Origin of the sequence: Sedimentibacter saalensis (assembly GCF_007830175.1) — a bacterium.
Lineage (GTDB): Bacteria > Bacillota > Clostridia > Tissierellales > Sedimentibacteraceae > Sedimentibacter > Sedimentibacter saalensis.
In genome coordinates, this window is sequence record NZ_VLKH01000001.1 from 437,188 (window position 1) to 451,299 (window position 14,112).

General features: G+C 28.7%; 15 protein-coding genes. 1 reads left to right on the top strand and 14 read right to left on the bottom strand.

Annotated elements, in window-relative coordinates; translation table 11 throughout:
• Nucleotides 1–75: 75 nt before the first annotated feature.
• The 6 genes from LY60_RS01930 to LY60_RS01945 form a co-directional block, all read right to left on the bottom strand.
• The gene (locus LY60_RS01930; protein ID WP_145079247.1) at nt 76–1,626 is read right to left on the bottom strand and encodes a hypothetical protein; all 1,551 of its coding nucleotides are present in this window, start codon (nt 1,624–1,626) and stop codon (nt 76–78) included.
• Between the two features lie 233 nt (nt 1,627–1,859).
• Nucleotides 1,860–1,997: a hypothetical protein gene (locus LY60_RS17925; RefSeq protein ID WP_170226076.1), complete on the bottom strand. Its 138-nt coding sequence runs from the start codon at nt 1,995–1,997 to the stop codon at nt 1,860–1,862.
• Nucleotides 1,998–2,031: 34 nt separating this feature from the next.
• Nucleotides 2,032–2,262 carry a hypothetical protein gene (locus tag LY60_RS01935; RefSeq protein ID WP_145079250.1) on the bottom strand — a complete coding sequence of 77 codons (231 nt, stop codon included), beginning with the start codon at nt 2,260–2,262 and terminating at the stop codon, nt 2,032–2,034.
• Between the two features lie 90 nt (nt 2,263–2,352).
• Entirely contained in the window at nt 2,353–3,339 is a 987-nt protein-coding gene (locus tag LY60_RS01940) for a hypothetical protein (protein ID WP_145079252.1), read from the bottom strand.
• Nucleotides 3,340–3,487: 148 nt separating this feature from the next.
• Complete coding sequence (locus LY60_RS18095) at nt 3,488–3,634, bottom strand: hypothetical protein (RefSeq protein ID WP_212633436.1); 147 nt, start codon at nt 3,632–3,634, stop codon at nt 3,488–3,490.
• Between the two features lie 220 nt (nt 3,635–3,854).
• Nucleotides 3,855–4,262, bottom strand: a complete 408-nt coding sequence (locus tag LY60_RS01945) for a hypothetical protein (RefSeq protein WP_145079254.1) — start codon at nt 4,260–4,262, stop codon at nt 3,855–3,857.
• Nucleotides 4,263–4,646: 384 nt separating this feature from the next.
• On the opposite strand from LY60_RS01945, the gene LY60_RS01950 reads away from it, so the two are divergent.
• The gene (locus tag LY60_RS01950; RefSeq protein ID WP_145079256.1) at nt 4,647–7,019 is read left to right on the top strand and encodes a methyl-accepting chemotaxis protein; all 2,373 of its coding nucleotides are present in this window, start codon (nt 4,647–4,649) and stop codon (nt 7,017–7,019) included.
• Between the two features lie 532 nt (nt 7,020–7,551).
• Here the strand turns inward: LY60_RS01950 and LY60_RS01955 are convergent.
• From LY60_RS01955 to LY60_RS01990, 8 genes are all read right to left on the bottom strand, one after another.
• Complete coding sequence (locus LY60_RS01955) at nt 7,552–8,043, bottom strand: hypothetical protein (protein ID WP_145079258.1); 492 nt, start codon at nt 8,041–8,043, stop codon at nt 7,552–7,554.
• A gap of 106 nt (nt 8,044–8,149) precedes the next feature.
• Nucleotides 8,150–8,506, bottom strand: a complete 357-nt coding sequence (locus tag LY60_RS01960; RefSeq protein ID WP_145079260.1) for a hypothetical protein — start codon at nt 8,504–8,506, stop codon at nt 8,150–8,152.
• Between the two features lie 345 nt (nt 8,507–8,851).
• A complete protein-coding gene (locus tag LY60_RS01965) occupies nt 8,852–9,298 on the bottom strand; it encodes an N-acetylmuramoyl-L-alanine amidase family protein (RefSeq protein WP_145079262.1) in 447 nt (148 codons plus the stop codon).
• Between the two features lie 261 nt (nt 9,299–9,559).
• A complete protein-coding gene (locus tag LY60_RS01970; RefSeq protein ID WP_145079265.1) occupies nt 9,560–10,039 on the bottom strand; it encodes a hypothetical protein in 480 nt (159 codons plus the stop codon).
• Between the two features lie 66 nt (nt 10,040–10,105).
• Nucleotides 10,106–10,573, bottom strand: a complete 468-nt coding sequence (locus LY60_RS01975) for a hypothetical protein (RefSeq protein WP_145079269.1) — start codon at nt 10,571–10,573, stop codon at nt 10,106–10,108.
• Nucleotides 10,574–11,313: 740 nt separating this feature from the next.
• Nucleotides 11,314–11,817 carry a hypothetical protein gene (locus LY60_RS01980; RefSeq protein ID WP_145079272.1) on the bottom strand — a complete coding sequence of 168 codons (504 nt, stop codon included), beginning with the start codon at nt 11,815–11,817 and terminating at the stop codon, nt 11,314–11,316.
• 91 nt (nt 11,818–11,908) lie between these two features.
• Entirely contained in the window at nt 11,909–13,237 is a 1,329-nt protein-coding gene (locus LY60_RS01985) for a hypothetical protein (RefSeq protein ID WP_145079275.1), read from the bottom strand.
• 382 nt (nt 13,238–13,619) lie between these two features.
• The gene (locus tag LY60_RS01990; protein ID WP_145079278.1) at nt 13,620–14,036 is read right to left on the bottom strand and encodes a hypothetical protein; all 417 of its coding nucleotides are present in this window, start codon (nt 14,034–14,036) and stop codon (nt 13,620–13,622) included.
• Between the last annotated feature and the right edge of the window lie 76 nt (nt 14,037–14,112).

Sequence of the window (14,112 nt, forward strand, 5' to 3'; positions counted from 1 at the left end):
ATATGATATGATTTAGTTGAAATCTTTTATTAGATTATTTGATATTATTCATAACTAAATTTATCTAAAATACTATTATTTATATAAATATTCCTTCCATTCATTTACTAAATCATAAAGTGACTTTCCATATAACTCTTCAATTCTATTATTATCACTATACACACTCATAAGCTTCTCTTTACCATAACAGTTATAAAGATATAACAAAAATGATTCTGCTTTATAATATGAATACATTTCCTTTGACAATGTATCTCCTAAAATATAATCTGAACTATCCGACTGCAGTAAAGGTATTCTTCGTTCTCCGTTTTCAAATTCTAAAATTGCTTGTGATTCTATAGAAGTGCTAATGTTAAATTCATCATCTTTACCTAACTTTAAAATGCGTTCATTATATATTTTGACAAGTTCTCCTACATATTCATCTGGAATGTCAGTAAAAATTTTTTGATATCTTTTATATCGTGATGTTTTATATTCGTTATCGAATAAAGAACTTAATAATGATGCCAAGCCTTCTTTAAAAAATAAAGAAGTGTTTTTTTCTATACCCGACAAATTACAAAGCACATGGGTGACTTCATGGGTAGAAGCTTCAGGTCCAAATTTTAAAACATTCAGCTTTACCTTTATACTATTAGGTGCCCAGCTATATCTATTATCATTAGCAGCTAATGTTATATCTAGTTGTTCATTATAATTGAAATTTATAAAGTTTTTAATAAAAATTATTCCTTCATCCATTTCTTCTGTCCACTTTACAATATCCTCCCAATTCCAATTATATTGCTCATATTTATATATTGCTTCTGGCGAATTAATAGAAAAGTCTTTTCCATAACTGTAATGTACAAATATAGTGAAGTTGCTTCTCCATATGTCTTTTGAAAACAAATTTATCATATCTTGTGATTTGTTAATAAAAGATCTATAATCGTAGTTTGCTAATTTAATGTAGTCTGATAAATAATTCATTTTTGCTAAAAAACATATAAAACTATAAGAATAATCACATAATAAGTCCATGTCTATATCTTCATTAAAATCTCTAATTAGCCATGCATCACCAAAAGGCGGAAGTTTTTGTATCCTATCACTATTGAATATAGTTATTAATTCTTCAGACTTTTTTTCCTGTGCTGTAATCGGAAAATTATAGACTTTTGACCAGTAGTTTTCTAAACCCACGCAAATCCAAGCCGGTAACGTTCCCCCACTGGCGTGATAAAATACCACACCCATAGAAAGTGGATCATCAATACTAATTTTGAATCCTAAAAAATCTCTACCTACTTCATTTGCGTTATCAGAAATATATATTATAGGTGGATTAAACTCCATTGAGTACTCATGTTTTGCTATTTCAAACATTGTTTCTAAACGTGTTATAATGTTTACTTTATCTTCTAATACTTCATCTTTCAATCTATAAAAAGCATTTTCAGTATTACATATCGTATTGTATCCAAGTGACTTCGTATATTTATCTGCTTCCAAGAATACTGGTTTCTCAACTGGTAATAATAGGTACCTGTTTGTTATCGAAAAAAGGACAGTAAGGGATAATATAAATATAATAATTAATAATATATAAATATTTTTTCTATCTTTCACCTGCATATACAAATAACCACCTTTATTATACAGCATCATATTATTTCTGAATATTCTACTGATGCGCGGACTTAAATATTACGACTATAATAAATTTCTATTCTTAATATAGTAAGTGCCTTACTCTCCTTTTCCTTAAAAGGTTTTGGCTATAAAAATGTCATTTAAAACGCTAGATATTTCAGCAAGATAGAACAAATTTACAACCTCTTTACAGACTATTGATACTCATAAATATTTTATGAATTTTTCTTTATATAAATTTTGAGTGCTCTTGTAACCATAAACATGGTATATATAGCCATTACTTTTAAAAATAATTCTATAAACATTATTCCTAAACCCATAAATCCGGCACCTGTAGCTGTAAGATTCATATTTACCTCCTTATATTTGCTATAAAATGCAATTTTATTTAATATTATTTAAAATTAATTTAATTGAAAAAACTATTAGTAATATAAAGCCTAAAAATGACAGTACATTAATCAACAATAAGTATATTTGATAGACTACTGCCCAATTAATTCCATGGAGGCCTTCGAAAATACCAAGACTGGAATGTTCAAATATAGGGTTATTTAATGCAGCAAGTAAAACACTTCCTAAAATGCAATAAAGTAATTTTATATTTTTGTTCATTCAGATTCCCCCTTGTTTAAGATAGTGTCATAGTGACACCTGCCATATGAACAGCACTGTGATATTGGTGTCAATAACCCCGTCCCCTTGTCACTTTTGTTTTAGTTTTTCGCTAAATTTATCTTCCGGCCAAATTTCATTGCTTTCGATATGTCCATTTTCATACTTAATTTCCAGGACAATAGATTCTGTTTTATCCTTAAAGCTGTCAATGTTTGCTGACCATATATTTGTAAATAGGCTTTCACTTTCTAATTGAAATTCTGAAATTTCCTTTTCATTATTTTTATAATTAATTACAAGCTGCAATTTTTCAGGTTTATATAAACCTGAAATTAGATTCCCTTGCTGTGTAACACCAATTGCAAAATTTTGTAAATAGCCATTACTTTCTTCATAACTCATACCAGATATTTCAATTCTGCCAGGTTTATAATAATCTTCTGGAATTTCTTTTTCTTCTGTAGCTTTTATAACACTTCCTTCAGACATAATTTTATATTTATATTCTTTATCCGGAAAAAGTATCAATGATGTTTTATACATACCGCTATCTTGTTTAATTGCTTCTTTCTTCTCATATTTATCGATTTCATCACTATATACCAAGTACACCTTTGCACTCTCTTCTATTTCATTAAATGACCACTGAAAATCTAAATGAACTTCTTTGTTTGTAGTTTTTTCATAATCTATTATGAACTCTTCATTTATAACCCAGCTATTATCATTTACAAACTCATCTAATCGGCTACTTACATATCTGTCTATTTGAGAAATAGAATTATTTAAATTTTCATAACTTGCTGACATATTATTACGCAAGTTTTTTACTTCATTCTCCGTTTTCTGAAGTTTTGTATAAATGAAAAAATTAAGCACTATACTAAAAATAAGCAGTCCCACTATTGCCTTCATTCCTTTATCCATAAATGATTTGTCACCAGTCAGAGGGACTGTTTTGATGTCATACGGTTTATACTTGATTTGTTTTATAATGTACTTAAAAAGATAAATCACTGCTACAATTATCAAAATTGTAATTATTATTCCCGCCCATCCAATTTCTTGAGGCATTATCCTCTCCACCTTCCTGTAATAATGAAACAATACAATAAATAATAATATCTTATATTACCAATTACATAAGATATAATTATCATATACTTATTTTATGTTTGACACGTTGTCATCTACGAAGGACAGTAAAACTTATCTCTGTTTACTATAGTTTTCTACTGCGCACATTACCAACAATCATTGAACAAAAACCTAATGGCGAAAAAATGTAGGTTTTATCTGTAAAGACACCTGTTAGAAAAAATGCTACGGCAATGCTGTACCATATAGTCCTTATTCCTTTATTTCCCATATTAACTTACCTCCATTATCGTTCTGACATTAGCAGAAGTGACTTTTAACCTATTCCTAAAATGTAGCTATCTTTTCATCTTTGAGCTGAATCTACATATATCAATTTTCAAACATTAAATTAAACATAGCTAAACAAATTTATCATATGTCAATAATAATTCTACTTATGCATAATTTGAATGATGCGAAGTACTATTCTTAATCAATGACAACAAGTGTTAATCCAATAGAGATTTATATTCATCTACGTCCTTAAATTCACCAAAACTTTGACGAAAATCATCAGTCCTAATATTCTTCATAATAAATGGGGTTCCATCATTCAACTTGCTAATAACTATCTCAAAAGAATTATCATCATTTAATGTGATTTCAAAGTTTTGCCGATTACCCTTAATTCTATATGATTTGTCATCGAGTTTTTCGTAAGTTCCTCTATCGACTTCTCTATTGTTAATCCATTCAACAAAACTATTATCTTCTTCTCGAACTAACATTTGAACGATATGACTTCCAATCATTTCACTTTGATAAAATCCTTTTAAAAGAGGATTTGTTTTGAGAAAAACACTCCATAATATAAAAATAATTACAATCAATAAAATAATAAGTTTTGACTTTTTCACAGCAATAACCTCCTCTATTTATTACGCATAATTCTACTAATGCAAACCTCAATTATTGTGAACTATAAATTTTATATCTTATAGATTTATACTATTATTCCATATTATGTTAGACTGCACTTTTCTGTAATTTGTTCATTATTTTTTGATTTTTTTTCAGAGTAGCCAGGCTTGCATTACGTAACTTTTAAAAGGACCGAATTTGCATATCCTGTTTTTAATATTTTTAAATAATTATTAAACTTATTTAAAAAACTGTCGATACATATGATTACTGAAGTTAAATGATGTATGCAAAAATCAAAACCATGTTCAATTAAATCTTTTATTCAATAAAAGGGAAAGGGATAAGTCGTGAAAAAAATTCAAATAACTAAAATTAAAATGAACAGTATTAAGACAAAGATAACTTTTATTATCTTATCAGTTGTTATAGTTTTAAGTATTACATTAGGTGCTATCAGCAGTTATCTTAATTACAAAACAACCTATGATGCACTTGAGCAAACTATGACTGAAACAGCTGTAATTGCTGCTGAAAGAGTTATTAAAGAAATAGAATCGTATAAAAATGTAGCCATGGGAGTTGGAGGCATAAAGGATTTGTCAGATTCAAATGTCGCAGTAAGTGAAAAACAAAAAATCATTGATGCCAACGCAAAACAATATGGATTTCAAAGGGGAAATATTCTTGATCTAAACGGCATAAGTATTTTTGATGGTAAGGATTATTCGGACAGAGATTATTTTAAATCTTCAATTAATGGTCAATCCTATGCCAGTGATCCGCTTATAAGCAAAATCACCGGAAAACTTTCAATTATAATTTCTGCACCTCTATGGAAAGATGGAATACCGAATTCAACAGTTGTAGGAGTTGTATATTTTGTACCAGATGAACAATTTTTAAATAATATTGTAAGGTCAATTAATGTAGGAGATACAGGTGATGCTTATATGTTAAATAAGGATGGACTTACTATAGCATATAAAGATGATTCCATTGTTGGAGTAGAAAATACTCAGGAACTTGTTAAAACAGATGAAAGTTTAAAAGAACTTGCAGCAATAGAAAAAAGAATGATTAATGGCGAAACAGGTTTTGGTAGTTACCCATACGATGGTGTTAAAATGTTGGCTGCATTTGCTCCTATTGAAGGTACTAATGGTTGGAGTATAACAATTAATGTTGAGCGAAGTGAATTTTTAGGTGGAGTTTATACTTCTATTTTAGCCATTTGTATAGCAGTTGTAATTTTTATACTTCTTGGAATTATTATAGCTCGTAGAACTGCTAAAAAGATTTCGGACCCAATTAAATCTTGTGCAGACCGCTTAGTTTTATTGTCCCATGGAGATTTAACTTCCGTTGTACCTAAAGCTACATTCAATGATGAAACAGGAATTTTGTTAAATGGTTTGAAAACTACTATTGAAGAAATTAATCATGTTATTGGAAATGTTTCTTATCATCTTGGTGAAATCGAAAAAGGGAATTTAACATCTACAATTGACATGAACTATGAAGGTGATTTTGCAAAATTAAAAATTTCTACTGAAAGCATATTAAATTATTTAAATGAAGATATGACACAGATTAATCAAGCATCTGAACAAGTTGCAAGCGGAGCTGATCAAGTTTCCAGTGGTGCACAAGCATTGTCTCAAGGAGCAACGGAACAAGCAAGTTCTGTAGAAGAATTATCAGCAACATTAAATGAGATATCCGATAATGTAAAAAGTAATGCTCAAAATTCTGAAAATGCAAGAACAAGGGCTGTAAACTTAAGAAACGAAATAGCAAAAAGTAATGTCCAAATGCAAGACATGATAAAAGCCATGGATGAAATTAATGATTCATCAAATCAAATTGGTAAAATAATAAAAGCAATAGAGGATATAGCTTTCCAAACAAATATATTAGCTTTAAATGCAGCTGTTGAAGCAGCCAGGGCCGGTTCTGCCGGAAAAGGCTTTGCAGTTGTTGCTGACGAAGTTAGGAATTTAGCATCTAAGAGTGCAACTGCAGCTATGGATACTACTTCTTTGATCGAGCAATCTATACAGGCAGTAAAAAACGGAAAAAAATTAGCTGATGAAACAGCAAATTCCTTATCAATAGTGGTAGAAGAAGGGGAATATCTTACAGATGTTATTGAGGAAATATCAAGAGCATCTGAAGCCCAAGCTGCTTCAATAGGTGAAGTAACTTTGGGAGTTGAGCAAGTATCTGCAGTTGTTCAAAACAATTCAGCTACTGCTGAAGAAAGCGCTGCAGCAAGTGAAGAATTATCAGGACAAGCACAGATTTTAAAAGATTTAGTGAGCAAGTATACGCTTAAATCTAATAAAGCAAAAATTTCAAAACTAACGGAAAAAGATAATGATAGAATAGAAAATAGAAATATTATATGTGGATGTTCTAATCTTACTGAAAAAGATTTAATAAATGCAGTAAATAATGGCGCAAAAACATTTGAAGAAGTTCAGCAAATAACTAAAGTTAGTACAGGTTGCGGTAAGTGTAAAGGTAGTAATGAAAAATTAGTTAATAATTTATTACTTAAGAAAAAAATAGATGAAAATCAAGTAGTATGCGGGTGTTACAATGTAAAAGTTCGAGATATGATTCAAGCGATTAAAAAAGGAGCAAGATCATTTGAAGAAGTTCAAAAAGTTACAAAAGCTGGTACTGGATGCGGTGGATGTGTTGAAAGCAATAAAGTATTAGTTGATGAACTTTTAGCAAAATATTAATTTGATTATATAATTTAAAAAGTCATAGGTATGCACCTACACCTATCTATAGCTTTATTTCTACAGCTATAGCAGATGTAGAAACTGAAAAGAGATAGTAGGCTCATGCAAATACTGATAATTTTTTTCAAATATTTCACCCCATATTTAATAATAATTAGGCGTTTGCTAAACGCCAAAACCCGTGAAATCACGGGTTTTTTTTGTGCAAAAAAGTGTAACCCCTCACTAATTTATGGTAAAATTGAATTGACTCTTTCCCTATTGGAAAACACCATTAATCTCTATAAGTTTATAGAATATTTTCTAATTTAGAATAATTTCTTATTTAATAGATTTTACACGTATTTTATAATAAAGGCAATCTTTGCATAAATAAAAACTGATCATGGTTTATAACACTATGACCAGTTCTATATAATACTAACATCAACCTAAAAAACTAAATTCGCTAAATAAACTACTACTAACAATCACTTTTTTCGCTAACACAATTTTTTATATCTTCATTTCTTAATTCTTTTCCCAAATCTTAATTACTACCAACTGTACTTCTTTCAGAGTCAATTTTAACATAATCTATCATATTATCCTTTATATTAAGCTGATAATAATCAGCCATTTCGTACTCTTTATTATTACTATCTATATAGTTATAGGAAATCTTGTACTTTTTAAAATATGTTTCACCATCTGTTGATTCCTCAATCAATTCAACAAATAAATTCCTATAACTCTTTATATTGTGTTTTTCAATAAAGTTATAATTATATTTAATCTCCCTATTTGACATTACTACATTTAAACCACGTTCATTACAATACAATCTAAAGTTATCCGCTAGCTCCTCATAATTGCCGTCTTTCAACAATTTGTAATTTTCTACAGAAATCATTTGCTTAAAAAATTCAATATAATTATCTTCTACAGAAGATTTACTATTACAATTAACAAAAAAATATACCATACATAAAACAGCTACAATGACAATAACTATTACCTTTAATTTTGCTTCTCTTTTCAAAAAATCACCTCGGTTTTTAAGTATAATAGGTACAAAGTAAAACTTGACCTATTATTCGGCTTTATGCTTACCCTCAGTTTCCTCATCCAATAACAAATTACTTAGACTATACATCACAGTTAAAGTTTACTACAAGCCACTTATCATCAAGCTTCTTAAAAATAAATTCATGAAAAATTACCGTTTTAAAGGGATACTCTTGTATCTCAGTAGTAACAATTACCTCTTCTTCAATTTCATCAAAAGAACTTACATTTACTTGTTCAAGCTTTATTTTACTATTTAAGTTTTTTTCTTTTTTTTCTAAAAGTCTTTTTTGTGCTTCTCCTATAGAGTATCTTTTTATTGAATTATCTCCACTATCATAAGTTTCCCTGCTTATTTCTAATGAAATTTTTTTTATATTATTAATTATATTGTTTTGCCTATAATTAGCAATTAATAGGTAAACTACTAAAACCAAAATTGTTATTAATATAATGGCAGTAAGTATTCGATTTCTTTTATGCATATCAACGTTTATACCTTTCTCAAATTAATAACTTAAACTTCGCATATAATAATGTATAACAATATTGTATTCAATACTTAATAAACTTAACATAGCTTATTTTAGTGTAAACATATATTTAATTCAAATCTTTGGTAAGATAGAACATTGAAATCCCTCTTGTGGTATGAGGCTCTATTTTGCGTTTTACCTCTCTTAATTCAACTACACCCAATATTAAATAATCCAATAATGTAACTTACTACTGCGAAGTTAAGTTAGACGGTCTTACTAAATTAGTTTTTTATATTGACTTTATTAATTTCCCCACCACCATTGTCTTATTCCAATATATATATTATTAGCAATGTTCGATTGCTCTGTCGGGCTTTTTAATAAAGCTAAATCTTGACTATTTGACATAAATGCAGTTTCAACTAATACTGCAGGGGACTTAGTATATAATAATAATCCTATTCCATCATGAGTTGTAGGCGATCCAAACTTTGGAATACTAGTAAAAGCAAGCCTAGAATTAATTTTTGTAGCCAGCGCTGTACTGATACTAACATCATGTGTTGAAGGATAAAATACTTGATAACCTCTAGCTGATGTATTAGTTGATGAATTGCAATGTATTGTTACAATAAAATCAATGTTAGAATTATTTGCTTCTGCTACTCGGGTATCCATATCTTTTGTTATATCACTAGTTCTACTCATTATAACTGTACCACTGTAAACATAGTAGTATGCTTTAAACATGGAAATTTCAACAGTAAATAATAACTTCTTTTTTAGAAGTTTGCCCAGAAATGATAAAAACGTATATTAGTTATAAAATAATTATTATACCTATCTTTCCCGAATGATACAAAAAACCATTGGTTTTTCAACGGTTTTTCTGTTTTTTTCGTAATTTTTTTCTGACTTTGTCAGTAACCTGGGGCGTGATTAATCACGCCTTTTTAAAAACTCATTATAATCAAGTGGAGTAGCATCGGCTAAATGAATACGGTCTTTTATTCAGCGTTTCTTTTCATCAAGCATTTTCTTTTCAATAATTTCTCTTATTTCATCTTTAGGAACTAAATTAAACCATACCTTTCTGATAATATTATTATCATATATATGTACTTCAATTGGTATTTGAACATACACATTATTTGCCTTATCATAATATAGATATAAATCATCATATTTAATAATTTCATAATTATTTTCTGCTTGTTGCCTTGACAAATCATAATAATTACTAATTTCCTCAGTTTCTAAAAAAGTAAAATATCTAATTTGTGATACCATTACTGTATCAAAAAATGTTATGAAAGAGAACTTTTGTAATGGCAAAATTACTTGATAGCTATTAACCTTATAACTAATAGATTTATCTATTGTATTTGGTAAATAACTAATAAATACTAATTCCCTTTCAAATTTAACTATTAACAGTAAAGCAAGTACGACTATTATAAATAATACAATAAGTTTTTTGCTTTTTAACATAAATATACTCCCTTAATTATAGGTAAGATAAATTATACTAACACTAATATATAGTTTAATATAGTATTAATACATTGCATAGAACTTTATTTTATATGTAGCATAATCTGGATCCCCTAATGCGGTTGTTAAGTTTGCATCTGCTCTATCTATTGAGTGTGCAGAATATTTAAAGTCACTGCCTGATATTCTGGTAAGTATCATTGTATAACCCTTGCTAACATAGCTTGTACTGGTTAATGTTAATCTGTAATTTTCATCAGATTTTGACCAATTATCAGTATCTACCCAATTGATGCCATCATATCTTTGCAAATATAGGTACATATTAATTTTTGTTGTTTTACCTTGATATCCTGTTACACTACCTGTTGCTGTTGCTAACCCATTTGGTGATATGTAAAGATCTGTTTTGGTTGTATTTGTGTAATCATAAAATGGAGTTATGACACCATTTATATTTGCTGCAAATGCTTCAGGTACTAAACTTAAGCTAAATAATAAAGTTAATAATAGACACATAGCTTTTTTCATTCTAATCACCATTCCTATTTTATATTTTTATCTCTATACTATATAAACAATTTAAATATCAATTTGAGGACAAGATTTTTAAAATATTTTAAAATTAATTTTAGATATATTTATTTTATCGATTCAGCCATTTTTTCAGTGTGCTTTCGTGTTCGTTTCCACTAATGCAATAAGCGTAAATGCCGTCACTAAAAATGATGATTGTGTTAAAATAACAACTTGAAAATTCAAGGGGTACTACTCACATCGTTTTTAGCGACATATTCACAAAATCAAAAGCACTATAATGAATACAACATGCAATTTTCGACATCTATTTAAAGATACTTTTTTGAAAATTGCCCAGAAGGGATAAAAACATATATTATTTATAAAAAATTAATTGTATTTTACTTATATTTTGCAGCAAAATCAAAAAACTAAAAAGACACCAACATATTGCAGTCAGTGCCTTTCCTCAATTGGTTAATTACATATTGCTTACTTCTTCGTGCACATGTGCTTCTTTATATTTTAAGCGAGTAGCTTTACCTCCCCGAATCTTAAGGGGTAGAACGGTATTAATACTATGTGTAAATTTCAGCGTTTTCATGGAGTTCTCTACATTTTTATTAATACCGTTTTATATTGTTTATTATGAAGATTTGCCCAGGATTTGCCCGAAAAATTTTTTAAATTTATACTAATATTATGTTTTTTATTCACTTCTTATTAGATTATTATGTTTTTTAAAATGTAGCTTATTTATAATAATGGTTTAAATCATCATAATACGGTTTTAAAAGTGCATTAAGTGAATTTAGGGTTTCATAAAGTTCTTTTATTTTATTTTTATCTAACTCTAAACGACTTCCGTTTAAATTTATTGATTTTGTTATCAATTCTGAAGAAGAAAGAAGTTCCCTATTTACTGTGTCAACTACTTCTGCCCCTTCATAAGGTGATATATCCTTCTCAATCAAGCCCTTCTTATAACAGTCTCTCATGCTTTTATAAAGCGAAGTCAAAGTGCTAGACATTACTCCCATTCTAAATTGTATTTCACTATAGTTTTCGACAGTAGGCATCTCAACAAAAGTATCTAATGAAATCATAAGTCTTTGATAATTTTCTTCAAATCTATTAACATCATAGCTGTATTTCTCATATGTGTTTTTGTTTATACTTTCTATAACGCTCCACCCGACCAAAAGTATACCTATTGTTAATAATATTATAATTAAATTTTTATTATTTATTTTCATAAAAACTCCTACTTATCTTTTTAATATATCTCTCAATTCAAGACACACTTATTGCTTTTTGCAATAAGTGTGTCTATATCAGTTATTATATTTAATAACCATATACAACGTGTGGATAACTTGCATATCCAGTAGTAGCGCTTGACGTTCTATCAGTATTTAAATATAGCCTATATGTAATCCTTGCTCTTGCTTCCACAACTGCAGAATCTCCAGCATCAGGTCTTTGATTATAATCTATTTCAACAGATGCCCCTCTGTTAGTATTTGTATGAGCACTTGAATATAATGTACTAGATGGAAGATCCATATAATCATATCCTGTAGTTATATTTGATTTTACTACAGCCTTGTTATAATGTCCATCACCTAAAGCATCAGATAATGTTGAACTACTGCTGCTTAATGAACTCAATGCTAAGTTAACATATGCTAAGACAGGACCAAGTTCTGGAAATAAATATTCTAAAATAGGAAAACTTATATTCATAGAATTGTTACCACTACGTGGCGTTGTTTGATATATATCGAGAAAGTCAAGTGTTTTAGATAGAAAAATAGCTTCAAAAGAAGTTGGTTGCGCTAATAAGACACCAGTCATTGCTGAAGAAACATTATAAGATCGACTGAAAATCCTTATCATTTCGTTACCTAAGTCCGATTGCCTATCTCTAAAATCTGCCTTGCTTACACTCATTACCACCATCTCTTTAGTGTAACTAGTTCCGCCTATAGATTTATTCATGGCATTGCCTACATGATCATATCCATTAGCAGACATAATCCCTATTTCGTTTATTTCATTAACTGGATTTATCTCTTCATTATAAACTTGATTTTTGTTATTCAAGTTAAAGACTTCTTGTTGTTCTGGGAATAAGTCTCCCCAAAATAACATTGCCAAACCGCTATTTCCATCAAGTTCGCCCATAGTTAGACTTATTGTTCCTTTAGCAAAATCATCTAGAATAGTAATATCTAAAATACTTTGAGTATCTTCAGAAAATTCTTTGTCTATATTAATTTCCACTGAACCATCATAGACAGTTCTTCCATTTGATGTTTTAATAACGTTTAGGGAAGCATTATCAAATGTAAATTCATATTTTTCATTGCCTAATTTGAATTGACCTGTTCCAGTCATTATTGCTGCATTTTCTACAATTTTGATATCCCTAACATTCAACGTTATATTGCTACTACCATTATATTTTGTTTTATCGTTTATTGACAACTTAAAGAAATTTTCATTTCCCTTTTTTATTACTGGATCACTGAGCACCTTACTATCTTCTTCTGATATACTAAGCGGCAATACAATTGTTCTCTCTACCTTGTTAGTATCAACACTCGCATAAGTCATAATTGGAAAAGTCAGCACAAAAGCAAAAATCAAAATACTACTTACAAATTTTTTCATATGTTTTTACATTATAATATAAAACTTAATATATATATATTATATTCCCCTTTCTCTAATTTTACTAATTTAACTATTTTGTATATTTTGATAGTTTACAGATAAATGTGGTAACTACTATTTAACCATTATAATTTTTTCTTTATACGTTCCCATTATCCAAAACTTTTTAGGTTATACGTGTAGTGTTATATAAAATAAGCATATAATTCCAATGGAACCCCCTCCTTTTATTAAATGCTCATCATGTCAGGCCGGTTGCAGAAAATTAACACCATATCTTCTCTTTAATGTCTTGCTACAATACTTTTATTTGTATGTTACTATCTATGATAACTTCTGAATTTGTTTTCTATATGAATTCACATTGAATTATAATTTGCTAATAAGAAACGTTATTGCTATACCTGATTATACTTTCATAATCAGTACCACTGTAAACATAGTAATATGCTTTAACCCTATAAGTATAGCCTTTACTTACATAGCTAGTACTGCTTAGTGTTAATCTGTAACTTTCATCAGATTTTGACCAACTATCAATATCTACCCAATTGCTACCCTCATATCTTTGCAAATATAAGTACATATTTACTTTTGTTGTTTTATCTTGATATCCTACTACGTTACCCGTTGCAGTTGCTAAACCACTTGATGATATGTAAAGGTCTGTTTTTGTTGTATTTGTGTAACTATAATATGGCGTTATTACACCACTTAAGTTTACTGCAAATGCTTCAGGTACTAAGTTAAAACTAAATAATAAAATTAATAATAAGAGACACATTGCTTTTTTCATTCTAATCACCTTTTCCTTTTCATATTTTTTATCTCTTTACCATATAAACAATTTAAATATGAATTTGGGGACAAGA

What these genes read in the sequence shown, in the direction of transcription:
- LY60_RS01930 (WP_145079247.1), bottom strand. Translation starts at nt 1,626, where the DNA reads ATGCAGGTGAAAGATAGAAAAAATATTTATATATTATTAATTATTATA.
- LY60_RS17925 (WP_170226076.1), bottom strand. Translation starts at nt 1,997, where the DNA reads ATGAATCTTACAGCTACAGGTGCCGGATTTATGGGTTTAGGAATAATG.
- LY60_RS01935 (WP_145079250.1), bottom strand. Translation starts at nt 2,262, where the DNA reads ATGAACAAAAATATAAAATTACTTTATTGCATTTTAGGAAGTGTTTTA.
- LY60_RS01940 (WP_145079252.1), bottom strand. Translation starts at nt 3,339, where the DNA reads ATGCCTCAAGAAATTGGATGGGCGGGAATAATAATTACAATTTTGATA.
- LY60_RS18095 (WP_212633436.1), bottom strand. Translation starts at nt 3,634, where the DNA reads ATGGGAAATAAAGGAATAAGGACTATATGGTACAGCATTGCCGTAGCA.
- LY60_RS01950 (WP_145079256.1), top strand. Translation starts at nt 4,647, where the DNA reads ATGAACAGTATTAAGACAAAGATAACTTTTATTATCTTATCAGTTGTT.
- LY60_RS01965 (WP_145079262.1), bottom strand. Translation starts at nt 9,298, where the DNA reads ATGTTTAAAGCATACTACTATGTTTACAGTGGTACAGTTATAATGAGT.
- LY60_RS01970 (WP_145079265.1), bottom strand. Translation starts at nt 10,039, where the DNA reads ATGTTAAAAAGCAAAAAACTTATTGTATTATTTATAATAGTCGTACTT.
- LY60_RS01975 (WP_145079269.1), bottom strand. Translation starts at nt 10,573, where the DNA reads ATGAAAAAAGCTATGTGTCTATTATTAACTTTATTATTTAGCTTAAGT.
- LY60_RS01980 (WP_145079272.1), bottom strand. Translation starts at nt 11,817, where the DNA reads ATGAAAATAAATAATAAAAATTTAATTATAATATTATTAACAATAGGT.
- LY60_RS01985 (WP_145079275.1), bottom strand. Translation starts at nt 13,237, where the DNA reads ATGAAAAAATTTGTAAGTAGTATTTTGATTTTTGCTTTTGTGCTGACT.
- LY60_RS01990 (WP_145079278.1), bottom strand. Translation starts at nt 14,036, where the DNA reads ATGAAAAAAGCAATGTGTCTCTTATTATTAATTTTATTATTTAGTTTT.